Consider the following 25,499-nt stretch of genomic DNA (forward strand, 5'->3'; position numbering starts at 1 on the left):
GGTCCCCGGGGTGACAATTCCCACCTGCAGCTTCCGAATTCAGTCACGCAAAAGACAGGCTATGGACGAACCCATTCTTACTATCGAAGAACGCTCTGCCATCAATGGTGGGCGCTGGTTTTCAACGCTTTCACCTTCACTCAAACACGACATCCTTCGATGCGCATTTGTCAAACGCTTCAAAGACGGCGACCTGATCGCTGCTCGCGGGGAACCACCGGAAGAGTGGATCGCCTGCGCGAAAGGGGCTGTGCGGGTGAGTTCGACTTCCATCTCTGGAAAGCAAATCACGTTGACCTACGTCGAGCCTGGCATCTGGTTCGGGGATGTGTCGATTTTCGACGGGGACCGGCGCACACACGATGCATATGCCCATGGGGAAACCACGGTTCTGTGCGTCGCCAAGGCAGACTTCAAGAAAATACTGGCGACCCATGTCGAGCTTTACGAAGCAATGCTGCGTCTGCACGCGCGACGTATTCGGCAACTGTACGGCTTGGTCGAAGACCTGAACACCCTGCCACTCAGGGCGAGGCTCGCCAAACAGCTTTTGCATTTGGTGCGCAGCTATGGCGTTCCTTCGCTGAGCGACGGCAGCGAGGTTCGCATCGGTCTTCAGTTGGCCCAAGAGGAACTTGCGCAGTTGCTGGGTGCCTCACGTCAACGCGTCAACCAGGAGCTCAAAGCCATGGAACGCGAAGAGGCCATTCGCATAGAACCGGGTGGCCTGGTCATCCGGGATCGGGCTGCGCTCATGCGGGTCATCGAGTCCGACAGTTAACCCTTTTTTCCATAAACTACACACTGCACGTGCATGAGTGAATTCGATCATTTTGTAGGCACACGCAGTGTGTCAGGCTCGCATGCCCTGGACGAGGCAGCCCTGCATCAATGGCTGCTCCAACATCTTCCGGGCTACGCCGGGCCATTGGCTATCGAAATGTTCAAGGGGGGCCAATCCAATCCCACCTACAAGCTCAACACGCCCCAGCGAAGTTATGTCATGCGGGCCAAACCCGGGCCTTCTGCAAAGCTCCTTCCTTCCGCCCATGCCATCGAGCGTGAATATGCGGTGATGCAGGGGCTCAAGGACAGCGCTGTACCGGTTCCGGTGATGCTGTGTTTGTGTGAAGACGAAACCATCATCGGGCGAGCTTTTTACGTCATGGAGTTCATGCAAGGCCGGGTACTGTGGGACCAATCTCTGCCCGGCATGACCCGTGCGCAACGCGCTGCCATCTACGACGAAATGAACCGTGTGATCTCGGCGCTTCACACCGTGCCTTTTGCCGAAAAAGGGTTGGCAAGTTACGGCAAACCCGGGAACTACTTCGAACGCCAGATTGGCCGGTGGAGCAAGCAATACGTCGCATCCATCACGCAGCCCATTCCGGAAATGGACCGTTTGATGGAGTGGCTCCCCTCCCATATTCCACCCATGGCTCGGGATGAATCCATGGTCAGCATTGTTCACGGTGACTACCGCTTGGACAACTTGATGTTCTCCGCTGAAGATCCCAAGGTTTTGGCGGTGCTGGACTGGGAGCTTTCCACTCTGGGCCACCCGCTGGCAGACTTCAGCTACCACTGCATGACATGGCACATTCCACCTGGCGCCTTCCGGGGCATTGGTGGACTGGATCACGCAGATCTCGGAATCCCCTCCGAGTCGGACTACATCGCGAAGTACTGTGAACGCACGGGTCTGGCTACTCCTGATCAATTGAAGGAGGACTGGAACTTCTACATGGCCTACAACATGTTCCGCATTGCAGCCATCCTGCAAGGCATCGCCAAACGGGTTGAAGCGGGAACAGCATCCAGTGCACAAGCCGTGAGCTCCGCAGCTGGTGCCAAGCCCCTGGCGCAACTGGCTTGGAGCTTTGCATCCCGCAGCTGAAACCCAAACTTCCCCCGACAGATTCCCAACGGAGACACCATGGACTTTGACTATTCGCCCAAAACCAAAGAGTTGCAACAACGATTGCTGCGCTTCATGGATGAGTTCATCTACCCCGCCGAAAGTGCGTACCACGCTGAAATCGCGGCCAACACTGCCGCAGGCAAGCGCTGGACACCACTGCAAACCATAGAGACACTCAAACCCAAAGCGCAGGCAGCAGGGCTGTGGAATCTGTTTTTGCCAGTCGACAGTGCCGAAGCGGCTGGTTTTCATGGTGCTGGACTCACCAACCAAGAATACGCTCCGTTGGCCGAAATCATGGGACGGGTCATGTGGTCCAGCGAGGTGTTCAACTGCTCGGCACCTGACACCGGCAATATGGAAACGATTGCCCGGTATGGCTCGGAAGAGAGCAAGCAGCGCTGGCTAAAGCCGCTGATGGACGGAAAAATCCGTTCAGCATTTGCAATGACCGAACCGGCAGTCGCGTCCAGCGATGCCACCAATATCGAGACGCGCATCGAACGCCAAGGCGATGAATACGTCATCAACGGTCGCAAATGGTGGATTTCAGGGGCTGGTGATCCTCGTTGCGCGATCTACATCACTATGGGAAAAACGGACCCTGATGCCCCGCGCCATTCGCAACAAAGCATGGTACTGGTGCCGGCAGACACCCCGGGCATCAAAATATTGCGCCCATTGAACGTTTTCGGCTACGACGACGCGCCACACGGCCACATGGAAATGGTGTTTGACAACGTCCGTGTGCCGGTCGGCAACATCTTGCTGGGTGAAGGACGCGGCTTTGAGATCGCCCAAGGGCGCCTCGGACCCGGTCGCATCCACCATTGCATGCGCTTGATCGGCTTGGCCGAACGCTCGTTGGAACTAATGTGCAAACGCGCCAGCAGCCGGATTGCTTTCGGAAAGCCGGTGGCAGCCCAGACCGTGACACAGGAGCGCATTGCAGAGGCCCGCTGCAAGATCGATATGGCGCGGCTGTTGACGCTGAAAGCAGCTTGGATGATGGACATGGGCGGAAACAAGTTCGCCAAGAATGAAATTGCCATGATCAAAGTCGTCGCTCCCAATATGGCTTGCGAAGTCATTGATTGGGCCATGCAGGCGCATGGCGGCGGTGGCATGTGTGATGACTTCCCGTTGGCCTATGCATATACCTGTGCGCGCACGCTCCGGTTTGCCGATGGCCCGGACGAAGTGCACCGCAATGCCATTGCGAAACTGGAGCTGGGCAAATACGCCGTGAATCCCAAGCCGGTGGAGATGCCCATCACCCGAGGCTGCTGAAACAAAAAGAGCATCCAATTGCGGATGCTCTTTTTTTTATAGCTGCCCACGCACAGCGCGCGGGCGCTAGAAGGCGATTTGATGTCGAATTACCAAGGGGAATTGGGCATCCCGGACCACAGCTCATCGAGATCAGGGAACTTCCATTTCGCCGGGTCCTCACGGCTGACGATCTTGTCGGAATTCCCGGGGCGGGACAGGTCCACGATCTCGGGAACGATACGCATATGGGATTTGGTGGAGTAAAAGACTTTGACACAGGGCGTCGTCAAAGATTTGGCCGTCTGCTCCACCACCACCCCCAAGCGACCGGAACTCAGCTGCACCAATGAACCGATGGGATAGATACCCAAACTTTTGACAAACGCCTGGAAGACCTTGCCGTCAAAGTGGCCGCTCGCCCACTCCGCCATCTTCCGCAAGGACTCAGCAGGATCCCAACCCGACTTATAGGGGCGATTGGAGGTAATCGCGTCGTAGACGTCGCACACTGCACCCATCTTGGCAAACAGGCTGATCTGCTCACCCTTCAGGCCTTTCGGGTAGCCGGACCCGTCCACCTTCTCGTGGTGATGCAGACACACATCCAGCACCATGGGATCCACTGCATTGCCTGTTTGTAACAAGCGATAACCTTCTTCCGGGTGCTTCTTGATGATTGCGAACTCGGCATCAGTCAGCTTGCCTGGCTTGTTCAATACATCCATGGGCATTGCGGCTTTACCAAGGTCGTGCATGAGGCCGGCAATCCCTGCAGAGCGGGTTTCCTCTTCACTCAAACCCAACTGCTTGGCCAGCGCCACCATCATGGCGCATACGGCCACCGAGTGCATGTATGTATAGTCGTCCGCAGTCTTCAAGCGTGCCAGACTGATCAATGCTCCCGGGTTGCGGGTCACTGAATCCGTAATCTCCTGAACCAGCTGCTTGGCTCCACCGGTGTCCACCGTTTTTCCCATGCGGGCTTCCTGGAACATCGAAAGGACTGCCTGCTTGGACTGATGACAGATCTTTGCCGCCCGCGCCAACTCTTCTTGCACCGAGAGAGGTGCAACATCCCGACTTGACGAAACGGCTTCCCGCAATTCCGCCTCTACCTGCTCTTCAGAATCCGATTCGGAAACAGCGGTTTCACCCACCGCGACGTCAAGGCCCTTGCCGCAGTCGATCCATACCTCGCGAATGGCACTTGCCCGGATGGTGGTGATGTCTTTGGGATCGGTAATGACGAAGCCGGACCGCCAGAATGGATGTTCCATCCAGGAGCCACAAAACTCCTTCAGGTGCATTCCTACAACGAGCTGCTCAACTGCAATTTTCTTAAGCATAAAGGCCTGCTAATGCACCAACGAGTGTGCGAGTGAGCGTTGTTGTGACAACTGTTTCCGCCGGGTTTCAGTATAGGCCATGCACTGAAAAAACTACAGGACGCACATGATTTGCGTCAATGCAAATGCCGGGGTTTACGCCCGCCACCGTGCCCACTGGATGGGCCGCCGGAGCCGCGGGGCGGCTTGCCAATTTCCAGTGAATTCACCAGATCGTCAAAACGCTGGGAAAACAGTTTGTCGATCTCAGCAACAACACCGCTCAATTCGGAGCCATCGAAATGCCGCTCCATCAAATTCACCATATCCTGCACAAGAATGTCCCTCTGGACCTGCATGATGGCGGCCGGATCCGGCCCAACGAAGAGCATCACAAAATCGTCGCGAGACTCCGTGCCGGGCGCAGCGTCTTCTTCGTCGAATTCAGCATCATAGAAAGTGATCTCAATCGCAGCACCTGACGAGGCGACTTCATTGAGGTTCATACAAACCTCATCCAGCGTCTGACGGAAATCATCATCACCGGGGACCGTCCAGCACATACGCAAAACATGCTCCTGGGCGTCCATCTGAATGCCCGGCTCATCTTCGTAGCTGCTTTTTGCACCGTCTGCGAGTGATTTGGCACCAGCGTATCGCCATAGCGGCTTAAGCGCTTCCTGCAGCTGGATGTAAGTAACCTCGGGCCGCAACACGATCTGACCGTGAACGTGAATTTCAAACGTGGCGTTGAATCGTGACATAAGACTCTTTTCGGGTGGTGCCTGAGACCGGAATCGAACCGGTACGCCCGTTATTCACGAAGCGGCGGATTTTAAGTCCGATGTGTCTACCTATTTCACCACTCAGGCACGGGTGTCTATTGTCAAACAAAAATGCCCCACCAACCGAGGCTGACAGGGCATTTCGACCAGATAAATCTGGAGGCGCGGTCCGGAGTCGAACCGGACTAACCGGATTTGCAATCCGGGGCATAACCGCTTTGCTACCGCGCCGACTTTTCAGTTTCCTCAACCTAGGGAGAGGAATAAAAAAGGGAAGCAGGCGCTTCCCTTTTTCGGAATTGGAGCGGGAAAAGAGTCTCGAACTCTCGACCTCAACCTTGGCAAGGTTGCGCTCTACCAACTGAGCTATTCCCGCGTTTCAAGCCTCAAATTATAGCGTTATTTTCAAGCTATCGGGGCAAAGTCAAAAAACTTTTTGCATTACCCCGACAGACGTTCAATGCTTCACAGCGGGCGCAGAGGCGTCCGGAGAAACCGCTTGCACCGAAGGAGGCACCGGCTCTTCGTCAGGCAAGGGAACCGGCTGTGACTCCAGAGCCAACTCAAGCACTTGGTCGATCCAACGTACAGGCACTATCTCGAGTCCGTTCTTCACGTTTTCGGGAATGTCCTGCAAGTCTTTGGCATTCTGCTCAGGGATCAAAACCGTCTTGATTCCACCGCGCAAAGCAGCAAGCAATTTTTCTTTCAAGCCACCGATCTCGGTGACTTCACCTCGCAAGGTGATCTCTCCAGTCATGGCAACATCACCGCGGACAGGAATACCAGTTAGCGCAGATACAAAAGCAGTAGCCATCGCTGCGCCGGCGCTCGGACCGTCTTTAGGTGTTGCGCCATCAGGTACGTGAATGTGGATGTCTTTCTTCTCAAAAGTTTCATCCTTGATTCCCAAGCGACGAGCGCGACTGCGCACGACAGTGCGCGCAGCCTCCACAGACTCCTTCATCACATCACCCAATGAACCGGTGCGGGTAATGACACCCTTACCGGGAGTCAAAGCAGCTTCAATCGTCAACAAATCTCCACCGACCTCAGTCCATGCGAGTCCCACCACTTGGCCTACCTGGTTTTGCTCTTCAGCGCGACCATAGGTGTAGCGACGCACCCCCAAGAAATCATTCAAGTTCTCCGCGGTCACGACCACTTGCGCCTGCATTTTCTTGAGCAAAAGGCCCTTGACGACCTTGCGGCAAATTTTGGACAGCTCGCGCTCCAAAGATCGGACACCCGCCTCACGTGTGTAGTAGCGAACAATGTCGCGCACAGCATCCTCAGACACAGAGAGCTCCGCATCCTTCACACCGTTGTTTTTCATCTGCTTGGGCAACAGATACGTGATGGCAATGTTGGTCTTCTCGTCTTCGGTGTAACCCGACAGACGAATCACCTCCATACGGTCCAGCAACGCCGGTGGAATGTTCATGGAGTTGGAAGTCGCCACAAACATCACGTCGCTCAAGTCGTAGTCCACTTCTACGTAGTGGTCGCCAAACTTGTTGTTCTGCTCTGGATCCAACACCTCCAACAACGCACTGCTGGGGTCGCCACGGAAGTCCGTGCCCAGCTTGTCGATTTCATCGAGCAGGAACAATGGATTACGTGTACCAACCTTGGAAAGGCTTTGAAGAACCTTTCCTGGCATCGCTCCAATGTAAGTTCTCCGATGACCGCGGATCTCCGCCTCATCGCGCATACCGCCCAAGGCCATACGTACGTATTTGCGGCCTGTGGCCTTAGCTATGCTTTGACCCAAGGAGGTCTTACCTACTCCGGGCGGGCCTACCAGACACAGGATGGGCGCCTTCACCTTGTCGACTCGCTGTTGAACAGCAAGATATTCCAAAATGCGGTCCTTGACTTTGTCGAGGCCATAGTGATCTTCATTCAACACGTTCTCGGCATTCGCCAAGTTGTGTTTGATCTTGGTTTTTGCAGTCCAAGGCAGGCCGGTCAGCACTTCAATGTAATTGCGCACCACCGTCGCCTCTGCAGACATGGGAGACATCAGCTTGAGTTTCTTCAACTCGGCTTCGGCCTTCTTCAACGCCTCCTTGGGCATCTTGGCAGACTTGATCTTTTTTTCGATCTCTTCGATGTCTGCGCCATCTTCACCCTCGCCCAACTCCTTCTGAATCGCCTTGACTTGCTCATTCAAATAGAAGTCGCGCTGGTTCTTTTCCATCTGGCGCTTGACCCGACCGCGGATCTTCTTGTCAACATTCAATATGTCGACTTCGTGTTCGATCTGCTCAAACAAATTTTCCAAGCGGTCTTTGACCTCAGGCAGACTCAAAATGGCTTGTTTGCTGTCCAGCTTGAGTGGTAGATGCGCAGCAATGGTGTCAGCCAAGCGACCAGGGTCGTCAATGCTGGAGATGGAAGTAAGAATTTCCGGAGGAATCTTTTTGTTGAGTTTGACGTACTGGTCAAACTGCTGCATCACGGCACGACGCAGCGCCTCCACTTCACTACCGGCTTTACGGCTTACGTCCGTCGCCTCAGCAGGCACTTCAATAGGGGTAACGTTCGCTGTGAAATGCAGTTCACCTTCAGAGATCTGGTTGACGGTAGCGCGCTGATGCCCTTCGACCAACACTTTGACAGTGCCATCAGGCAGCTTCAACATTTGAAGGATGGTTGACACACACCCCACGTCGAACATGTCTGAAACTACCGGGTCATCCTTGGCAGCCGCCTTCTGGGCCACCAACATGATACGGCGCTCTGCCTCCATGGCTGCTTCCAAGGCTTTGATGCTCTTGGGGCGCCCGACGAATAGCGGAATCACCATGTGAGGAAAGACCACCACATCGCGCAAAGGCAATAGAGGCAGTTCTAAGGGGATTGCAGGCAAGGGAATATGGCCGGACATAGGAAAACCTTTACGTTACCTGTGGAATATGGACTGCAAAGCCCGGATTTCAAGCACAACCCGATTATGAAAAACCGGGCAACCCCACAAGTGGGATTGAATACCCCCAAAACCCTTGCTTATCAGGCTATTGGGGGCCATTCCAGCTACGCCTTCTTGGCAGACTCGCGATAAACGAGCAATGGAGGCTTGTTTTCTTCGATGGTGGATTCGTCCACCACTACTTTTTCAACGTTGCCCGCATTGGGCAACTCATACATAGTGTCAATGAGCGATTGCTCAAGGATGGATCGCAAGCCTCGGGCACCAGTTTTGCGGATCAAAGCCCGCTTGGCGATGGCCTTCAGGGCAGCAGGACGGATCTCCAGCTCCGTACCCTCCATCGCCAACAACTTGGCATATTGCTTGACCAAGGCATTCTTGGGCTCGGTCAAGATCTGAACCAAGGCTTCTTCAGTGAGCTCAGCGAGGGTTGCCACCACAGGCATACGCCCCACTAACTCGGGAATCAAGCCGAACTTGATCAAATCCTCAGGCTCAACCTCTTTGAAAACTTCTGTCAATGCACGCTGTTGCTTGCTCTTTACCGCAGCACCGAAACCGATACCCGAAGACTCTGTGCGGCTCTCGATCACCTTTTCCAAGCCCGCAAACGCACCGCCGCAAATGAACAGGATGTTGGTCGTGTCAATTTGCACGAAATCCTGGTTCGGATGCTTGCGTCCGCCCTGCGGCGGAACACTGGCCATGGTGCCTTCAATCAGCTTCAGCAGAGCTTGTTGAACGCCCTCGCCCGACACATCGCGCGTGATGGAGGGGTTGTCGGATTTGCGTGAAATCTTGTCGATCTCATCGATGTAGACAATGCCGCGCTGGGCGCGTTCTACGTCGTAGTTGCAGCTCTGCAGCAGCTTCAGAACGATGTTCTCCACGTCCTCGCCTACATAACCCGCTTCGGTCAAGGTGGTTGCATCAGCCATCACAAAGGGCACATCCAGCATGCGCGCCAGTGTTTGGGCCAACAGCGTCTTTCCCGAGCCAGTGGGGCCGATCAACAGGATGTTGCTCTTGGCGAGCTCCACATCATCTTTCTTGGCTTTTTCCTTGTGCTTGAGGCGCTTGTAGTGGTTGTACACCGCCACCGCCAGAGTGCGCTTGGCAGGTTCCTGGCCGATGACATAGTTATCGAGGTTTGCCTTGATATCTGCGGGCGTGGGCAGGTCACTGCGCCCTTCCTTGTTTTCGGTGGTCGCCGGTAGCTCGTCACGGATGATCTCATTGCACAAATCGATGCACTCATCACACACAAAGACGGACGGACCAGCGATAAGCTTCTTCACCTCATGCTGACTCTTGCCACAGAAAGAGCAGTACAGGGTTTTTTCGCTGGTTGAGCCTTTTTTTTCGGCCATGGATGTCTGCCTTTTTTCGCTAAGTTAAGCAATGATAACCAAATGAAAACGGTGCCTGTCCGTCGGAAAGGCACCGCTCAGGTGGGCGCTTGGCCCGCCGTAATCAGGGGCGTTTTGCAATCACCTGATCGACCAGGCCATATTCCTTGGCCTCGTCTGCAGACAGGTAATAGTCCCGCTCTGTATCGCGCTCAATCTTTTCCAAAGGTTGGCCGGTGCGCTCCGCCAGAATCTTGTTCAGTTGTTCGCGGGTCTTCAGGATTTCACGAGCGTGAATTTCAATCTCTGTTGCTTGGCCTTGTGTACCACCCAAAGGCTGGTGAATCATGACCTTGGAATTCGGCAGCGAAAAGCGCTTGCCTTTGGCGCCGGCAGCCAACAGAAATGCCCCCATGCTCGCGGCCATGCCGGTGCACAAGGTAGACACGTCGGGCTTGATGAAGTTCATGGTGTCGTAAATCGCCATGCCGGCGCTCACAGAGCCGCCGGGCGAATTAATGTAGAAAGAAATATCCTTGTCGGGATTTTCGCTTTCCAGAAACAACAGCTGAGCTACCACGAGATTGGCAGTCTGGTCATTGACGGGCCCCACCAGAAAAATCACCCGCTCTTTCAACAAACGGGAATAAATGTCGTATGAACGCTCACCACGTCCCGATTGCTCGATGACCATGGGCACCATTCCCAGAGCCTGGGTTTCCATTGCGCCGGACATTCCGTATTTCACGTTCATAAGCTCTCCAAAATGTAGGGTGTAACTGTACAGAAAAAGACAGACAAAAATGCAAATGGGGCTTAAACGCAGGACTGCAAGTCCCGCGCAAGCCCCATTTCGCTGCGACGCAAAGTTTGCGCCTGCGCTTTGCTTTAGTTCTGGCCCATCAATTCGTCGAAGGACACGGACTTGTCAGTCACTTTGGCCTTGGACAGGATGTATTCGGTCACGTTGTTTTCAATGACCACGGCCTCGACTTCAGCCATGCGACGGTTGTCGCCGTAGTACCAACGGATCACGTCAGCGGGCTTCTCGTAGCTGGCAGCCAACTCTTCCACATGGGCCTTGATTTGCTCAGGCTTGGCAGCCAAGTCATTGGAGCGAACCAGCTCAGCCACCACCAGACCCAAACGCACACGGCGCTCAGCTTGTGGGCGGAAAATATCGTCTGGAATCGGAGCTTTGTCGGCGTCCTTGATACCGCGCTGCTTCAAGTCAGCACGTGCGTTTTCCACCATGCGGTCCAGTTCAGCTTGCACGCTGGACTTGGGCAAGTCCAACTCAGCCTTGGCAACCAACGCATCCATCGCTGCTTGTTTGTTGCGAGCCAGCAGGCGGTGCTTGACCTCACGCTCCAGGTTCTTGCGGATGTCTGCGCGCAGCGCTTCCACGGTGCCGTCGGCAATGCCCAAAGACTTCGCCAATGCGCCATCCACTTCAGGCAGGTTGGCGGCTTCGAGCTTCTTTAGGGTCACTAGGAAGTCAGCGGTCTTACCGGCTACGTCTTTGCCATGGTAGTCCGCAGGGAAGGCCAAGGGGAAAGTCTTACTTTCGCCGGACTTCATGCCACGGGTAGCGTCTTCGAACTCCTTGAGCATCTGGCCATCGCCCAGAATGAACTGGAAGTCTGCAGCCTTACCGCCAGCAAAGGGTTCGCCGTCGATTTTTCCTTCGAAGTCCACGGTCACGCGGTCGGTGTCTTGGGCCGCGGTGTCTTGTGCGCGTTGGGCAAAGGTACGGCGCTGCTTGCGCAGGATTTCAATGGTCTTGTCGATGGCTTCGTCTGTCACGTCCGCAGTCAATTTTTCGACTTCGGCACCCGCCAAATCGGCGATCTTGACTTCAGGGAAGACTTCGAAAATCGCATCAAAAGCCATTTGACCTTCAGGAGATGTTTCGCTCTCGGAAATCTTAGGCTGGCCAGCGACACGCAGCTTGGCTTCGTTAGCGGCAGTGGCAAAAGCCTCGCCCACTTTGTCGTTCATCACTTCGTAGTGGACCGAATAGCCATAGCGCTGGGCCACGACATTCATGGGAACTTTGCCTGGACGGAAACCGTCCATCTTCACGGTGCGGGCCAACTTGCGCAGACGGCTGTCAACTTCGGTCTGGATCACGCCCACGGGCAGTGTCAACGTAATCTTGCGCTCCAGCTTTTCCAGAGTTTCTACAGTAACGGCCATCGTTCACTCCTAATGTTGGTATGGCAGGGATTTCACCTGCGGCATCGCTGGGATGCCATGTAAGGTTGGTGCGCGGGGGGGGACTCGAACCCCCACAGTGTTGCCACCGTCAGGACCTAAACCTGGTGCGTCTACCAATTTCGCCACCCGCGCTAAAAACAAAACACGGGAGCCGAGAGCCGTGCAGAACCCGTCTGCCAAGCCCCGACTTCCCGTTTGAAATCGGTCAACCCGCTATTTTAACCTGCAAGCGGGCCCCTTCTTTTCAAGTTGCGGCAGGAATCTCGCGTTTGACCCGGAACCACGCTGCATACATGGCCGGCAAAGCCAGCAAAGTCAGCACGGTAGCTACGATCAAGCCGCCCATGATCGCAACCGCCATAGGGCCCCAGAACACAGAGCGAGACAGCGGAATCATGGCCAGCACCGCAGCAGCGGCGGTGAGCACGATGGGGCGCAGACGGCGCACCGCAGATTCCACAATGGCGTCCCAAGCCGGGATGCCCGCAGCCCTGTCTTGCTCGATCTGGTCAATCAGGATCACCGAGTTGCGCTGGATCATGCCCATCAAGGCAATCACCCCCAACAACGCAACGAATCCGAACGGACGCCCCAACAAGATCAGCGCACCGGCGACACCTGCAATCCCCAGAGGCCCGGTAATGAATACCAGCAGCGACCGGCTGAAGCTCTGCAGCTGCAGCATGAGCAGCGTAAACGTCAGGAACAGCATGATGGGAACACCCGCCACGATGGATGCAGAGCCCTTGGAGCTCTCTGCCACCGCGCCGGCCACTTCAATGCGATAGCCATTGAAACCTTTGGTGGCCCATTGCGCTTCCAGCGCTTTCATCTGGGGCAGCAACTCCGCGGTCACGGTTGCGCCTTGCATTCCTTCAACGATGTCACTTTGCACCGTGATTGCGTAATCCCGGTTCTCGCGCCACATCACACCGGGCTCCCATGTGAACACCGGCTTGGCGATCTGAGTGATCGGGATGGACTTGCCGCTACTGGTGGGCAGGTAGGCATTGGCGATGTCGGTGATGGCGTTGCGCTCATCCTGTGGCTGGCGCAGCACGATGTCGATCAGCTTGTCACCCTCACGGTATTGACCCACGGTCGTGCCGGTGGACAAGGTCTTGGCGGCCTGGGCAATGCTCTGGCTGCTGACACCCAATGCACGGGCCTTGTCCTGGTCGACCTCGAGGCGCAAAACCTTGACGGACTCGTTCCAATTGTCGTTCACACCACGGGTGTTGCGGCTCTGGCGCATGGCGGCCTTGACTTCGTCCGCCCGATCACGCAGAACCAGCGGATCACCGCCTACCACCCGGAACTGCACCGGATAGGCCACGGGCGGACCGTTGGGCAGCAGCTTGACGCGGCCACGCACCTCGGGGAACTCGCTGGCCAACAAAGCCGGCAACTTCACCCGCAAGGACTCACGCACTTTCAAGTCCACCGGAATGATGATGAACTGCGACACGTTGGTTTGCGGGAACACCTGGTCCAGCGGCAAGTAAAAACGCGGCACACCCGAACCGATCCAGGTGCTCACCGAAGCCACACCGGCCTCCTGCATCAGGCGGGCTTCCACGCGCTGGGTAACTTCCTGGTTGTTGGCAAACGAAGTGCCTTCGGGGAACCAGATATCCACCAAAACCTCAGGGCGGCTGGAGTCCGGGAAGAATTGCTGCTGCACCTTGCCCATACCCACGATACCCAATGCGAACACCAGAATGGTGGCACCAATCGTCGTCCAGCGATGCTGCACGCACCAGTTCACTGTGCGGCGGAAAGCGTTGTAAAACGGAGTGTCAAAGTGCTCCTGATGGACAGATTCGCCGGCATGGTGCGGCTGGCTCTTGAGCAACCAGTTGCCCAAATAAGGCACAAAGTACACCGACACAAACCAGCTCAGGATCAGCGCCAGCACTGTCACCGCGAAGATGGCATAGGTGTATTCGCCGGTGACCGACTTGGCCAGACCGATGGGCAGGAAGCCCACTGCCGTAATCAATGTGCCGGTCAGCATGGGCATGGCGGTCACTTCATAGGCAAACGTCGCTGCACGCACCTTGTCGTAGCCCTCTTCCATTTTGCGGACCATCATTTCCACGGCAATGATGGCGTCATCCACCAGCAGGCCCAGCGCAATGATGAGCGAGCCCAGCGAAATCTTGTGCAGGCCGATGCCCCAGTAGTACATGCCGAGGAACGTCACGGCCAACACCAATGGAATCGTGATGCCCACCACCAACCCGGGACGCACGTCCAGGATCCAGCGCTTCCACACAGGGTGGTTACCGGGCCGCTTGTGCAGGCCCAGAGCGATAAAGCTCACTGCCAGCACAATCACCACCGCCTCAATCAGCACCCGTACAAACTCGTTCACCGAGGTGGAGACCGACTTGGGTTGGTCCTGCAACTGCACCAGCTTGATACCGGCAGGCAAGGATTTCTCTATGCCTACGAACGTTTTTTCCAGCGCGTGGCCGAGGGCGATGATGTCGCCCCCCTTGGCCATGGATACGCCCAGCGCAATCACTTCCTTGCCCTGGTGGTGCACTTTGACGGACGGTGGGTCCACATAGCCCTTGCCTATGGTGGCAATGTCTTTCAGGCGGAACTGGTTGCCACTGGCGCCGCGGATCGGCATGTCAGCCAACTGCGCGACCGCATTGAACTGGCCGCCTACACGCACTTGCACCACGTCCAGCGGGGTCTGCACTGCACCGGCGGATTCCACCGCGTTCTGCTGGCCGAGTTGCGCCAGCACTTGGTTGAAGTCCAGCCCCAACTGGGCCAGACGCTTCTGTGAAATCTCGATGTAGAGCTTTTCGTCCTGCGCGCCGAACAGCTCCACCTTGGCCACATCGGGCACGCGCAGCAGGCGCTGGCGCACATCGTCGGCAAAGGTCTTGAGCTCGGCATAGTTGAAGCCGTCGCCTTCCAGCGCGTAAATCACGCCATACACATCGCCGAAGTCGTCATTGAAAAACGGACCAACCACCCCGCCCGGCAAGGTGCCGCGCATGTCGCCGATCTTCTTGCGCACCGTGTACCAGACGTTGGGAACATCACTGCCTTTGCTGGAGTCCTTGATTTGGAAAATGATCTGGGACTCGCCGGGCTTGGAGTAGCTGCGGATCTGGTCGGCGTACTGCACTTCCTGCAGCGTGCGCTCGATCTTGTCGGTCACCTGCTCCGCCACTTGCTGGGCGGTGGCACCGGGCCAGTAGGTACGCACGACCATGGCTCGGAAGGTGAATGGCGGGTCTTCGTCCTGGCCGAGCTGGAAGTAGGCGGCAGCGCCCAACAGCATCAGCACGATCATCAAATAGCGGGTGAGCGCGGAATGGTCCAGCGCCCATTTGGAGAGGTTAAACCCCTTGCTTGGTTCTTGGTTCATGGCGACCTCACTTGCCCGCAGCAGAGGCCGCTGCGGCGGAAGGCGCTACAGAATCCATAGCTGCTGGCGCAGATGGGGCGGGCGCTACTGCGCCTTTTTCCTTGTAGATGGAGACTTTCTGGCCGGGTGACAGCACGTGCACCCCTGCTACCACCACCTGCATGCCGGGCATCAGGCCCTGGGTAATGACGGCGTCATTGCCATCTGCCGTCGCCACCACTACGGGCTGGGGTTTGACTGTCATGGTCGCGCTGTCCAGTACCCACACGCTGCTTCCCTCGCCCGCCTTCAGTAGTGCCGAGGTTGGCAGCTTGATCACTTGCACCGCACCGCGGTCCAGGGCTTTGGGCGACACCGACACCGTGCTACCCAAGGGCAAGGCATCTTTAGCCTCCAGTGCCACCTTCACGGTGAAGGTACGGGTCACCGGGTCGGCGCTGGCAGCGACTTCGCGCACCGTGCCTTCCACCTGGGTTTTGCTCGCCCACACGCGCACATCCACCTTGGAGCCTTGCTTGATCAAAGCCACTTTGTCTTCAGGCACAGAAAACACCACATCGCGCGGACCATCTTGGGCAATCTGCACCACCGGTGTACCTGCAGCCACCACCTGGCCGACTTCTGCAGTCACTGCCGTCACGACGCCCGACACATCGGCCACCAGCGTGGTGTAGCCGGCCTGATTGCCTTGGTTGTTGAGCTGGGCCTGCGCCTGCTCCAGCTGGGCCTGGGCGGCTTTGAGGGCCGTGTCGCGACGCTCCAGCTCGGCACCGCTGATGAAGTTCTGGTCGCGCAACTCTTTGTAGCGCTTGTAGTCAGCGGCTGCGAGGTCGCGGTTGGTCTGGGCTGCGGCCACCTGGGCGCGAGCGGCGTCAGCCGCCAACTTGTAATCTTGCGGGTCCAACTGGGCGATCACCTGCCCGGCTTTGACCGTCTGCCCCAGCTCCACAGCGCGGCGCACCACTTTGCCGCCCACCCGGAACCCCAGCCGGGACTCCACACGTGCCCGCACATCGGCAGAAAACTCCAGGCTCGACTGGATGCTGCCCACACCCACCGTCATCAGCTTGACAGCACGCACCGGCTCCTCAGAAGGCGCAGGCTTGGAACAGGCGGTCAACAGCAAGGCGCTGAGCAAAACCGGCGTGGCAAGAAGTAGTTTGTGAGGAGACATGGTGACAGCGGAGTGAGGTTGGACGGATGGGCCAAAAAGCTTGAATGACAAGTTAATGACCAGTTGGTTAGTAATTTAAGCGGCGCACGGGGCTTTGTCAAGCTGCAGGCACAATGCCGCCCATGCCCGCCCTGCCCGATTCCGCTGCTCCTTTGGCCCCAGTCGCCGCCCCTATCACGCATTACGAGAATTTCCCTGTCGCCTCGGTGTTGTGCCCGCCCCACTTGCGCGCGCCGATTGCGGCGATCTACCACTTTGCCCGCACCGCAGACGACATTGCCGACGAAGGTGACGCCAGCGCCGACGAGCGCCTGGCCGAGCTCGCGCTCTACCGCAGCGGCCTGGATGACGCGCCCGAGGCACTGGCCCGTTGGCCGCAGGTGTTCGGCCCGCTGCGTGCCCAGCGCAACGCCCACGGCCTGCCCGCCCATCTGCTACACGCCCTGCTGGACGCCTTTGTGCAAGACACCGAGAAGACCCGTGACGGCACCGGCTACCGCGACCACGCCGAACTGCTGGACTACTGCAGCCGGTCCGCCGACCCGGTGGGCCGCCTGCTGCTGCACCTTTACGGCGTGCAGGACACAGAGTCGCTGGAAATGAGCGACGCCATTTGCTCCGCGCTGCAACTGATCAACTTCTGGCAGGACCTGAGTGTGGACATTCCCCGTGGCCGTTATTACCTGCCGCAGGACGCCTGTGAGCGCTTCGGCGTGAGCCAGGCGGATATTCTGGCGCGCAAGCAGACCCCAAACGCTACTAAATTGATAGCTTCTTGCGCACAGCTGGCCAGCGCCAGCATGCAAAAAGGTGCTCCTTTGGTACACCGCCTGCCCGGCCGCGCCGGCTGGGAGTTGCGCCTAGTGGTGCAAGGCGGCCTGCGCATTCTGAACAAGATCGCCTCCATGAACTACCGCACCCTGGAACGCCGCCCCAAGCTGTATGCGTGGGATTACGGGGTCATGGTGTGGCGGGCTTTGTGGATGTGAATGCAAGGCACTGGTTCAGCTGCTGACTGCCACCCATGAGTGCCCATGCTGACAAGAGGCGGGCTGTGCGTTTTGCGTAGGTCAAGGAGGAGCCCGCGCAGCGGGCGGGGGACACGGAGCAAAGCGCACAGCCCGCCTCTTGTCTGCGCCACCACATACGCCTAAGAAGGGCACTCGACGCGTCCAAAAGTTTGCGCGTGGCCTCAACGACAATACCCACCATGACCCCAGAGCAATACGTCCAGGAAAAAGCCGCTGCGTCCGGCAGCAGCTTTTACTACGCCTTTCTTTTCCTGCCTGCCCCGCGCCGCGCCGCCATCACCGCCTTTTATGCCTTCTGCCGTGAGGTGGACGATGTGGTGGACGACATGGTCGACGCCGGAGTGGCTGCCACCAAACTCGCCTGGTGGCGCTCCGAAGTTCAGCAATCTTTCAACGGCACGGTTACCCACCCGGTGATGAAGGCGCTCATGCCACACACCGCTGCCTACAACATCGAAGCCCGCCACTTGCTGGCCGTGATTGATGGCTGCCAAATGGACCTGGAGCAAACCCGCTACCTCGACTACCCCGGCCTGCAACGCTATTGCCACCTGGTGGCTGGCGTGGTGGGTGAAGTGGCAGCCGGCATCTTCGGCCAGACCGACCCGCAAACCACCCAGTACGCCCACAAGCTGGGCCAGGCCCTGCAGCTCACCAACATCCTGCGCGATGTGGGCGAAGACGCCATGCGCGGCCGCATTTACCTGCCGGTCAATGAGCTTCAGCAGTTCGATGTGAAGGCCCACGAAATCCTCAAACGCAGCTACTCCGACCGCTTTGTGGCGCTGATGAAGTTTCAGGCCCAGCGCGCCCAAGGCTTGTATGACGAGGCACTGGCTCTGCTGCCTGCCGCCGACCGCCGCACGCAGAAGCCCGGCCTGATGATGGCCAGCATCTACCGCGCCTTGCTCACCGAGATTGAGCGCGACAACTTCCAGGTGCTGCACCAGCGCGTCAGCCTCACCCCGCTGCGCAAGTTCTGGCTGGCGTGGAAGGTGCAGGCGCTCGGAAGATTATGAGAACCGCCATCGTCGGCGCCGGCTGGGCCGGGATGGCGGCTGCAGTGACGGCGACACTCGCCGGGCACCGCGCTATCGTTTTTGAAGCAGCCCGCGCAGTCGGTGGGCGCGCCAGAGCCCTGAACGGCACATTGCCGGACGGCACGCCCGTGGTGCTGGACAACGGCCAACACATCCTGATTGGCGCCTACACCCGCACCCTGGAGCTGATGCGCACTGTGGGCGCAGACCTCGCCACCCACCTGCAGCGCCTGCCCTTGGACTTGCGCTTTGCCGACGGCGAAGGCCTGGCCTTGCCAATGTGGCCCAGCCCCTTGGACGCGCTGGCGGGCATCGCCACCGCCCGTGGCTGGACCTGGGCCGACCGCTGGAGCCTGCTTCGGGCTTCGGTGGGCTGGCAACTCGCGGGCTTCCAATGCGCAACCGGTACCAGCGTGGCGGACCTGTGCCGCACCCTCAGCCCCACCATCAATGCCACGTTGATAGCCCCGCTGTGCGTCTCGGCGCTCAACACCCCCGCCGAGCGGGCTTGTGGCCAGGTCTTTCTGACCGTGCTGCGCGACTCGCTGTTCGGCGGGCGCGGTAGCTCCAACCTGCTGCTGCCCACACGCGATCTCTCCAGCATGTTTCCAGCCGCCGCGGCAGAGTGGCTGGTCAACCGAGGTGGAGAGCTGCGCACCGGTATGCGGGTGACAAGCCTTCAACACGACAACATCTGGCAAGTGAACGGCGAAGCATTTGACGCCGTCATCTGGGCCACATCATCGTCAAATGCGGCCTCTGCGCTCATGGAATCTGCGCGAGCAGCTCCTGAAACCATAGCAGATAGCTTGCGGCAGTGGTCAACTACGGCCGAAGCCTTGCGGTTCGAAGCCATTGCCACCGTCTATGCCTACGCGCCCAACGCCGCCCTGAGCCGACCCATGGTGGCGCTGCGCGATGACGCGGACCACCCGGCCCAGTTTGTGTTTGACCGCGGCCAGCTCGATGGCACCCGTGGCCTGCTCGCTTTTGTGGTCAGTGCCAGCAACGGCGACAAAGAGACGCTGGAGCGTCAGGTGTTGGCACAGGCCCGCACGCAGCTGGGGCTGGAACTCGCACCTGTGCAAACGGTGATCGAAAAACGTGCCACCTTTGCCTGCACACCCGCGCTACAGCGCCCCGGTCAAGCTGTAGCCCCGGGCCTTTGGGCCTGCGGCGACTACGTAGCTGGCCCCTACCCCGCCACGCTGGAAGGCGCCATCCGCAGTGGCGTGGCGGCCGCAGAGTCCATCGGCACCGCTTGATCCAATACGGGGGTGCCGCCACTTGGGCGACAACCCTCTTCTGGGGGCAAAGCTTCGCGCGCTAGACTGGCAGCCACAGCATCTGGAGACTGATTGTGAAACTGGCATTGAAACTGGTGGGCCTGCTGCTGGCCCTGTTGCTGCTGGCCGCAGGCGGCTTGGGCGGGTGGTATCTGTACCAAAAGCAACCGGTACGCAGCGGCGTCATCGAGCTGACTGACCTGGGCAACAAGGTCACGGTGCGTTATGACGAGCGCGGCGTGCCCCACATCAGCGCCCAGAACGAGGCCGACCTCTACCGCGCACTGGGCTATGTACACGCCCAGGACCGCCTGTTCCAGCTCGAGATGGTGCGCCGCCTGGCCAACGGCGAATTGGCCGAGGTGCTGGGCCCCAAGTTGCTGGAGGTTGACAAGCTGTTCCGCACGCTGGGCCTGCGGGAGCACGCCAAAAAAGTGGTGGCGGCCATGGACCGCAGCACGCCGGCCAACCAGGCTTTGTTGAACTACCTGGACGGCATCAATCAGTACCAGGACAAGCACCGCGTTCCCCTGGAATTTGACCTTCTGGGTATCACCCCGCACCCCTTCACCCCGGAAGACACCTATGCCGTGGGAGGCTACCTGGCCTACAGCTTTGCTGCCGCCTTCCGCAATGAACCGGTGATGACATTTATCCGCGACAAATTGGGCCCCAACTACCTGCGCGCCTTTGACATTGACTGGCACCCCGAGGGGGTGATCACTCCACTCACTGCCGGTAGTGCACGCCTGAGCGACAGCGACTGGAACAGCCTGAACCGCATCGCCGCCGTCAGCCTGCAAGCCACCGAACTGGGGGGCATTCCGCTTCTGGAGGGCAGCAATGCCTGGGCCATTTCAGGCAAGCGCACCGAGTCCGGCAGCCCGCTGCTGGCGGGGGACCCGCACATTGCCTTCTCCGCGCCCGCCGTCTGGTACGAGGCCCACCTGAGCAGCCCAGGGTTTGAGTTGTTCGGCCACTTTCAGGCGCTCAACCCCACGGCGCTCCTGGGTCACAACCAGGATTTCGGCTGGAGCCTGACGATGTTCCAGAACGACGACATCGATTTGATTGCCGAAAAGGTCAATCCCGACAACCCGCAGCAGGTCTGGCACCAAGGCCAGTGGGTCGACATGGGCACCCGGTCTGAACTTATTCAGGTCAAGGGGGAACCTCCGGTGCGCATCAGCCTGCGCAGCACACCGAATGGCCCGGTCATCAACGACGCATTCAAAGACAGCCTGGGCGCCACTCCCATCTCGATGTGGTGGGCTTTTCTAACCACCGAGAATCCGGTGCAACAGGCGTTTTATGAACTCAACCGTGCCGACACCCTGGAGAAGGCCCGCAATGCCGCCAGCAAGATCCACGCGCCCGGCCTGAACATTGTTTGGGCCAATGCCAAAGGCGACATTGCTTGGTGGGCAGCCGGCCTGCTGCCCCAGCGTCCGCAGGGGGTGAACCCCACCTTTATCCTGGATGCCGCCAAGGGCGAAGACCAAAAGCCGGGTTTTTACGCGTTCCAGTTCAACCCGCAAGAGGAAAACCCGACGCGGGGCTACATCATGTCGGCCAACCACCAGCCCCAACCCAAAAGCGGCGTGCCGGTGCCGGGCTACTACAACCTGCCCGACCGTGCCCAGCGCCTGGACGCCCTGCTCAAAACTCCGGACGTCAAATGGAACAGCGCGGAGGCCCGCAAGCTGCAGCTGGACGTTACCAACAATTACGGCCCGCGCATCCTGCGCAACCTGTTGCCCGTGATGGCTGCGGTGGTCACCGACCCCAATGACAAAGCCTTCATGGAGCCGCTGACCAAATGGGATGGCGCCTACACCGAAGACAGCATCGCCGCCACCCTGTTCACCCAGATGATGTACGAGCTGTCGAAAGCAGCCTTTTCCGATGAGCTGGGCCCGGTGCAGTTTGAGAACCTGCGCCAGTCCCGCGCGCTGGACTTTGCCTTGCCCCTGCTGGTGGCGGACCCGAATTCACCCTGGTGGGATGACGTGGGCACATCCGCCAAAGAAAGCCATTTTGAGACGGTGCGGATTGCATGGTCCAACACGCTCAAGCATTTGCAAGGCCTGTACGGCACCAGCCTGCTCGATTGGCGCTGGGGCTCTTCCCACACACTCACGCACGGCCACCCTCTGGGGCGCCAAAAGCCCCTGGACAAGATTTTTAACGTGGGGCCTTTCCCGGTCCCCGGAGGACGCGAAACCCCCAACAACCTGTCAGGCTCCATCGGCCCTGCCCCCTGGGCGGTGACCTATGGGCCCTCGACGCGGCGGGTCATTGACTTTGCAGATGCCGGCAAAGCTGTGGGCATCAATCCGCTGGGCCAGAGCGGCGTGTGGCCCGACAAACACTACGCGGACCAGGCGGAGAAATACGCCAAGGGCGAATACGTGCGCATGTGGCTGGACGAAGCAGACATCGCCGCCCACACCGAAAGCACTCTGGTGCTGCGGCCGGCGCGCTGACGGGAGTTCTTAAGTACGGTCGCCGCTGAGCAAGTCCTGCAGTTCCTGCAGGCTGCCCACGGTGACATGCGGGTGCTGGTCGTAGGTCCAGACGTGCTCTTCGCGATTCACCCACACCGTCTGCATGCCGACGCCCAGGGCACCCAGCACGTCGAGTGCAGCGTCGTCGCCGATGTGCAGCACCTGCGAGGGCTGCACGCCCACTGCATCACAGGCAGCGTGGAAAATTTTCGGATCGGGCTTGCCCACCCCCGCATCGCGCGCGCTCACACTGGCCGCAAAGTACTGCCCTATGCCCACGCGATTCACATCCGCATTGCCATTGGACACCGCCACCACCGGCCAGCGGGCGGACATGGCCTCCAACAGAGGAATGGCATCTTCAAACAACTCGACCTGCATGCGCGCATCGAAAAACACCTCGAACGCCGGCTCCGCCAGCGCAGGGTTCTCGCCCGCGCGCTGCAAGGCCAGGCGGATGGACTCGCGCCGCAGCACGCTCAGGTCATGCGCGTGGTCGGCCCACTGGGCCTCCGTATCCGCCCGCAAGATGCGGCGCTGGTGCGGGTCGGCATAGAGCGCGGCAGTGAGCGACGCATGCGCCAACAACCAATGGTGAAGAACGTCTTCCGCCCGGTGAATGGCGGGCCAGACCGGCCACAAGGTGTCGTCCAGGTCGAGGGTGATGGCGCGGATATCGCTCAGGTTCAGCAGGTGGCGGCTAGGCATGAGGCGGCTACTATAGGGAGTGTCATTCATCCCATTGTGCCCTTCCCGCTTTTGCCCACCATGCCCACCACAACCCCGTTGATTCCACTTTCGATGCCGGTTCCCTCCGGCGAACAGCTCAAAGCCGCGCGGCTGGCCGCCGGCTTGAACCAGGCACAGGCAGCTGAACTGATGGGCTATTCGCTGCAAACGGGCAGCCGGGGTGGCGTGCAGTCGCGCACTTGGCAGGCGCTGGAGAGCCCCACCGATGAACGCAATATGCAAGGACCGGTGTTCGCCATGTTTTTGCTGCTCACCGGCCAGCACCCCACCTTGCAACTGGTGCCCAGAGAGCCCCAGGCACCCGACGCCGCCAAAAACCCCGACGCTGCCTGAAAACCCCAGCTACCGGACAATCACCCCCATGGCACTCCCTTCCCCTTTTTCTCCCGAACCCGCCTACACCCATGGCCAGGAAGCCCGCACCGCGGTGCTGCTGTGCAACCTGGGTACCCCGGATGAGCCCACCACCCCGGCCGTGCGCCGCTACTTGGCCGAGTTTTTGAGCGACCACCGCGTGGTGGAGATTCCACGCCTGCTGTGGTTGCTGATCCTGCACGGCATCATCCTGCGCTTCCGGCCCGCCAAGTCGGCAGCCAAATACGCCAGCATCTGGACTGCGGAGGGCTCGCCCCTCAAGGTCTGGACTGAGAAGCAGGCCAAGCTGCTGCAAGGCTGGCTGGGTCAGCGCAACCATCAGGTCAAAGTGCGCTGGGCCATGCGCTACGGCAGCACCAACATCCCCTCCCAGCTCAGCGCGCTGAAGGCGGAAGGCTATACCCGCGTACTCATCGTTCCGGCCTATCCGCAGTACAGCGCCACCACCACCGCCAGCGTGTTTGACGCGGTGTACGCCTGGGGCCAGCAAACCCGCTCCATCCCCGAGCTGCGTTTTGTGAACCACTACCACGACCACCCCGGCTACATCGCCGCCTTGGCGGCCAGCGTGCAGCGCCACTGGAAGGCCCATGGTCGCCCCGACAAGCTGGTGATGAGCTTTCACGGCGTGCCCGAGCGCACCCTGCACTTGGGCGACATCTACCACTGCGAATGCTTCAAGACAGCACGCCTGGTTTCTGAGGCGCTGGGCCTGCGCAAGGACGAGTTCAAGGTGACCTTCCAGTCCCGCCTCGGCCGCGCTAAGTGGCTGGAGCCCTACACCGAGCCCACCTTGATCGAGATGGGCAAAGCCGGTGTGGAGCGAGTGGACGTGATCTGCCCCGGCTTCACCAGCGATTGCCTGGAGACGCTGGAAGAAATCAACATGGAAGCCCGCGAAGCCTTTTTGCACGCAGGTGGCAAAGAGTTCCACTACATCCCCTGCCTGAACGATGATCCCGAGTGGATCACCGCCTTGTGCAAGATCACCGAAACCCACCTGAGTGGCTGGCCCACTCTGGAGCGGCAGGACCCGGTAGAGCGGGAGCTTTCCCGCAAGGCCGCGCTGGAACTGGGCGCCAAGCAGTAAAAGCGGAAATGGCCCGGGTGCACCAACCCGGAGATTTAAGGCATTTTTGGCCTATGGCGCCCGTGGAATATGCGCAAGGCACTATCAAATCAGGAGCAAAGCGATTCATCCAGGTGAATCGCGGCAGGCCTCCTGACTTGGTGTCCAATACTTGCATGGAACCGAACGACCGCAATGAACAACGCCTGAACGATCTGGAGATCAAGGCGAGCTACCTCGAAGACACGCTGGACCAGTTGGACAAGATCATCATCCGCCAGCAGGAGCAGATCGATCTGCTGATCCGTGAGCTCACGCACCTGCGGCAGCAAGCACCCGAACCCGGCACCGCGCGCAACCTGCGCGATGAGTTGCCCCCGCATTATTGAAATAGGATTTTCCTCATGTCGCTTCACACCTGGTGGTTGTTTGTCATGATGACGTTTGTGGTGTCTGCCACGCCCGGCCCCAACATGCTGCTGATCATGAGCACCAGCGCGCGTGACGGGATGCGCGCAGCAGTTGTCAATATGGTGGGCTGCATGACATCATTGATGTTAATGCTCAGCCTATCTGCGGCCGGACTGGGGGCGCTATTGCAGGCGTTTCCGGCGGTGTTTGAAGCCTTGCGTTTGATGGGCGCCGCCTACCTCGCCTACCTGGGTGTGCAGTGCTGGCGCTCCCCCGTGCAGGACCAGCCCGAGGGCTCGACTGCGCCAGCCACGTTGACTTCAGGCCCCACCGGTTTTTGGGCGCAATACCGGCAAGGCGTCCTGGTGGCAGCCAGCAACCCCAAAGCCATTTTGTTTGCAGCCGCATTCTTTCCACAGTTTTTGAACCCCGAAGCCGCGCAAATACCCCAGTTCGGCATTTTGCTGAGCACCTTTGCGGTGGTGGAAGTGGCCTGGTACTTTGTCTATGCCGCCAGCGGACAAAAGCTCGCCAACTACCTGCGCCGCGCTAGCGTTATGCGCGCCTTTAACCGGCTGACCGGTGGCGTGTTTGTAGGCTTTGCGGCACTGATGGCGGCTGCGAAAAGCTAAGCCCGCTGCACGCGAACGGC

General features: G+C 59.0%; 20 protein-coding genes and 4 tRNA genes. 11 read left to right on the forward strand and 13 right to left on the reverse strand.

The genetic code is table 11. From position 1 onward, the window contains the following. Positions 1-61: 61 nt before the first annotated feature. The 3 genes from ACOAP0_RS02050 to ACOAP0_RS02060 are packed head-to-tail and all read left to right on the forward strand — an operon-like array spanning position 62 to position 3,214. Positions 62-781 carry a Crp/Fnr family transcriptional regulator gene (locus tag ACOAP0_RS02050; RefSeq protein ID WP_087494245.1) on the forward strand — a complete coding sequence of 240 codons (720 nt, stop codon included), beginning with the start codon at positions 62-64 and terminating at the stop codon, positions 779-781. 33 nt (positions 782-814) lie between these two features. Then, on the forward strand, positions 815-1,900 hold the full coding sequence (locus tag ACOAP0_RS02055; RefSeq protein WP_498375798.1) for a phosphotransferase family protein: 1,086 nt from the start codon (positions 815-817) through the stop codon (positions 1,898-1,900). Between the two features lie 39 nt (positions 1,901-1,939). Continuing rightward, positions 1,940-3,214, forward strand: a complete 1,275-nt coding sequence (locus ACOAP0_RS02060; protein ID WP_498375797.1) for an acyl-CoA dehydrogenase family protein — start codon at positions 1,940-1,942, stop codon at positions 3,212-3,214. A gap of 89 nt (positions 3,215-3,303) precedes the next feature. Here the strand turns inward: ACOAP0_RS02060 and ACOAP0_RS02065 are convergent, their stop codons facing one another. From ACOAP0_RS02065 to ACOAP0_RS02120, 12 genes are all read right to left on the reverse strand, one after another. Next, on the reverse strand, positions 3,304-4,542 hold the full coding sequence (locus ACOAP0_RS02065; RefSeq protein ID WP_087494248.1) for an HD-GYP domain-containing protein: 1,239 nt from the start codon (positions 4,540-4,542) through the stop codon (positions 3,304-3,306). 116 nt (positions 4,543-4,658) lie between these two features. Next, a complete protein-coding gene (locus ACOAP0_RS02070; protein WP_481873118.1) occupies positions 4,659-5,285 on the reverse strand; it encodes a DUF6806 family protein in 627 nt (208 codons plus the stop codon). Positions 5,286-5,300: 15 nt separating this feature from the next. Next, a tRNA-Leu gene (locus ACOAP0_RS02075) sits at positions 5,301-5,393 on the reverse strand. Between the two features lie 70 nt (positions 5,394-5,463). Next, positions 5,464-5,537, reverse strand: a tRNA-Cys gene (locus ACOAP0_RS02080). Positions 5,538-5,606: 69 nt separating this feature from the next. After that, positions 5,607-5,682, reverse strand: a tRNA-Gly gene (locus ACOAP0_RS02085). 81 nt (positions 5,683-5,763) lie between these two features. Continuing rightward, the gene (lon, locus tag ACOAP0_RS02090; RefSeq protein WP_498375796.1) at positions 5,764-8,199 is read right to left on the reverse strand and encodes an endopeptidase La; all 2,436 of its coding nucleotides are present in this window, start codon (positions 8,197-8,199) and stop codon (positions 5,764-5,766) included. Positions 8,200-8,345: 146 nt separating this feature from the next. Continuing rightward, positions 8,346-9,611, reverse strand: coding sequence for an ATP-dependent Clp protease ATP-binding subunit ClpX (clpX, locus tag ACOAP0_RS02095; RefSeq protein ID WP_498375795.1), 1,266 nt, complete (start codon positions 9,609-9,611; stop codon positions 8,346-8,348). A 103-nt stretch (positions 9,612-9,714) separates the two neighbouring features. Then, a complete protein-coding gene (gene clpP / locus ACOAP0_RS02100) occupies positions 9,715-10,344 on the reverse strand; it encodes an ATP-dependent Clp endopeptidase proteolytic subunit ClpP (RefSeq protein ID WP_255413700.1) in 630 nt (209 codons plus the stop codon). Positions 10,345-10,478: 134 nt separating this feature from the next. After that, positions 10,479-11,789: a trigger factor gene (gene tig, locus ACOAP0_RS02105; RefSeq protein ID WP_087494268.1), complete on the reverse strand. Its 1,311-nt coding sequence runs from the start codon at positions 11,787-11,789 to the stop codon at positions 10,479-10,481. 66 nt (positions 11,790-11,855) lie between these two features. Beyond that, positions 11,856-11,942: transfer RNA gene (locus ACOAP0_RS02110), tRNA-Leu, on the reverse strand. Positions 11,943-12,054: 112 nt separating this feature from the next. Beyond that, positions 12,055-15,204 (reverse strand): efflux RND transporter permease subunit, encoded by a 3,150-nt coding sequence (locus tag ACOAP0_RS02115; protein ID WP_498375794.1) that lies wholly within the window; start codon positions 15,202-15,204, stop codon positions 12,055-12,057. A 7-nt stretch (positions 15,205-15,211) separates the two neighbouring features. Beyond that, positions 15,212-16,378, reverse strand: coding sequence for an efflux RND transporter periplasmic adaptor subunit (locus ACOAP0_RS02120; protein ID WP_087494270.1), 1,167 nt, complete (start codon positions 16,376-16,378; stop codon positions 15,212-15,214). A 122-nt stretch (positions 16,379-16,500) separates the two neighbouring features. On the opposite strand from ACOAP0_RS02120, the gene hpnC reads away from it, so the two are divergent. The 4 genes from hpnC to ACOAP0_RS02140 all read left to right on the forward strand — a co-directional run bounded on the left by hpnC (position 16,501) and on the right by ACOAP0_RS02140 (position 22,221). Then, entirely contained in the window at positions 16,501-17,367 is an 867-nt protein-coding gene (gene hpnC / locus ACOAP0_RS02125) for a squalene synthase HpnC (RefSeq protein WP_498375793.1), read from the forward strand. Positions 17,368-17,588: 221 nt separating this feature from the next. Beyond that, positions 17,589-18,428 (forward strand): presqualene diphosphate synthase HpnD, encoded by an 840-nt coding sequence (hpnD, locus tag ACOAP0_RS02130; RefSeq protein ID WP_087494271.1) that lies wholly within the window; start codon positions 17,589-17,591, stop codon positions 18,426-18,428. After that, entirely contained in the window at positions 18,425-19,714 is a 1,290-nt protein-coding gene (hpnE, locus tag ACOAP0_RS02135) for a hydroxysqualene dehydroxylase HpnE (RefSeq protein ID WP_498375792.1), read from the forward strand. Before hpnD ends, hpnE begins: the two co-directional genes overlap by 4 nt. Before the next feature lie 95 nt (positions 19,715-19,809). Beyond that, a complete protein-coding gene (locus ACOAP0_RS02140) occupies positions 19,810-22,221 on the forward strand; it encodes a penicillin acylase family protein (protein ID WP_498375791.1) in 2,412 nt (803 codons plus the stop codon). Between the two features lie 9 nt (positions 22,222-22,230). Here the strand turns inward: ACOAP0_RS02140 and ACOAP0_RS02145 are convergent, their stop codons facing one another. Beyond that, entirely contained in the window at positions 22,231-22,950 is a 720-nt protein-coding gene (locus ACOAP0_RS02145) for an HAD family hydrolase (protein ID WP_498375790.1), read from the reverse strand. 60 nt (positions 22,951-23,010) lie between these two features. Between ACOAP0_RS02145 and ACOAP0_RS02150 the strand changes: the two genes are divergently transcribed. The 4 genes from ACOAP0_RS02150 to ACOAP0_RS02165 all read left to right on the forward strand — a co-directional run bounded on the left by ACOAP0_RS02150 (position 23,011) and on the right by ACOAP0_RS02165 (position 25,479). Further along, a complete protein-coding gene (locus ACOAP0_RS02150; RefSeq protein WP_498375789.1) occupies positions 23,011-23,325 on the forward strand; it encodes a helix-turn-helix domain-containing protein in 315 nt (104 codons plus the stop codon). Between the two features lie 28 nt (positions 23,326-23,353). Continuing rightward, the gene (gene hemH / locus ACOAP0_RS02155) at positions 23,354-24,457 is read left to right on the forward strand and encodes a ferrochelatase (RefSeq protein ID WP_498375788.1); all 1,104 of its coding nucleotides are present in this window, start codon (positions 23,354-23,356) and stop codon (positions 24,455-24,457) included. Between the two features lie 155 nt (positions 24,458-24,612). Continuing rightward, complete coding sequence (locus ACOAP0_RS02160) at positions 24,613-24,825, forward strand: SlyX family protein (protein ID WP_481873107.1); 213 nt, start codon at positions 24,613-24,615, stop codon at positions 24,823-24,825. 15 nt (positions 24,826-24,840) lie between these two features. Continuing rightward, positions 24,841-25,479, forward strand: a complete 639-nt coding sequence (locus ACOAP0_RS02165; RefSeq protein ID WP_498375787.1) for a LysE family translocator — start codon at positions 24,841-24,843, stop codon at positions 25,477-25,479. The last annotated feature ends 20 nt before the right edge of the window (positions 25,480-25,499 follow it).

This window comes from Curvibacter sp. Hmag1.1 (assembly GCF_059769165.1).

Excerpts from the sequence above, each read along its gene's own strand:
- ACOAP0_RS02050 (WP_087494245.1), top strand. The coding sequence starts at position 62 with ATGGACGAACCCATTCTTACTATCGAAGAACGCTCTGCCATCAATGGT.
- ACOAP0_RS02055 (WP_498375798.1), top strand. The coding sequence starts at position 815 with ATGAGTGAATTCGATCATTTTGTAGGCACACGCAGTGTGTCAGGCTCG.
- ACOAP0_RS02060 (WP_498375797.1), top strand. The coding sequence starts at position 1,940 with ATGGACTTTGACTATTCGCCCAAAACCAAAGAGTTGCAACAACGATTG.
- ACOAP0_RS02065 (WP_087494248.1), bottom strand. The coding sequence starts at position 4,542 with ATGCTTAAGAAAATTGCAGTTGAGCAGCTCGTTGTAGGAATGCACCTG.
- ACOAP0_RS02070 (WP_481873118.1), bottom strand. The coding sequence starts at position 5,285 with ATGTCACGATTCAACGCCACGTTTGAAATTCACGTTCACGGTCAGATC.
- lon (WP_498375796.1), bottom strand. The coding sequence starts at position 8,199 with ATGTCCGGCCATATTCCCTTGCCTGCAATCCCCTTAGAACTGCCTCTA.
- clpX (WP_498375795.1), bottom strand. The coding sequence starts at position 9,611 with ATGGCCGAAAAAAAAGGCTCAACCAGCGAAAAAACCCTGTACTGCTCT.
- clpP (WP_255413700.1), bottom strand. The coding sequence starts at position 10,344 with ATGAACGTGAAATACGGAATGTCCGGCGCAATGGAAACCCAGGCTCTG.
- tig (WP_087494268.1), bottom strand. The coding sequence starts at position 11,789 with ATGGCCGTTACTGTAGAAACTCTGGAAAAGCTGGAGCGCAAGATTACG.
- ACOAP0_RS02115 (WP_498375794.1), bottom strand. The coding sequence starts at position 15,204 with ATGAACCAAGAACCAAGCAAGGGGTTTAACCTCTCCAAATGGGCGCTG.
- ACOAP0_RS02120 (WP_087494270.1), bottom strand. The coding sequence starts at position 16,378 with ATGTCTCCTCACAAACTACTTCTTGCCACGCCGGTTTTGCTCAGCGCC.
- hpnC (WP_498375793.1), top strand. The coding sequence starts at position 16,501 with ATGCCCGCCCTGCCCGATTCCGCTGCTCCTTTGGCCCCAGTCGCCGCC.
- hpnD (WP_087494271.1), top strand. The coding sequence starts at position 17,589 with ATGACCCCAGAGCAATACGTCCAGGAAAAAGCCGCTGCGTCCGGCAGC.
- hpnE (WP_498375792.1), top strand. The coding sequence starts at position 18,425 with ATGAGAACCGCCATCGTCGGCGCCGGCTGGGCCGGGATGGCGGCTGCA.
- ACOAP0_RS02145 (WP_498375790.1), bottom strand. The coding sequence starts at position 22,950 with ATGCCTAGCCGCCACCTGCTGAACCTGAGCGATATCCGCGCCATCACC.
- ACOAP0_RS02150 (WP_498375789.1), top strand. The coding sequence starts at position 23,011 with ATGCCCACCACAACCCCGTTGATTCCACTTTCGATGCCGGTTCCCTCC.
- hemH (WP_498375788.1), top strand. The coding sequence starts at position 23,354 with ATGGCACTCCCTTCCCCTTTTTCTCCCGAACCCGCCTACACCCATGGC.
- ACOAP0_RS02160 (WP_481873107.1), top strand. The coding sequence starts at position 24,613 with ATGGAACCGAACGACCGCAATGAACAACGCCTGAACGATCTGGAGATC.
- ACOAP0_RS02165 (WP_498375787.1), top strand. The coding sequence starts at position 24,841 with ATGTCGCTTCACACCTGGTGGTTGTTTGTCATGATGACGTTTGTGGTG.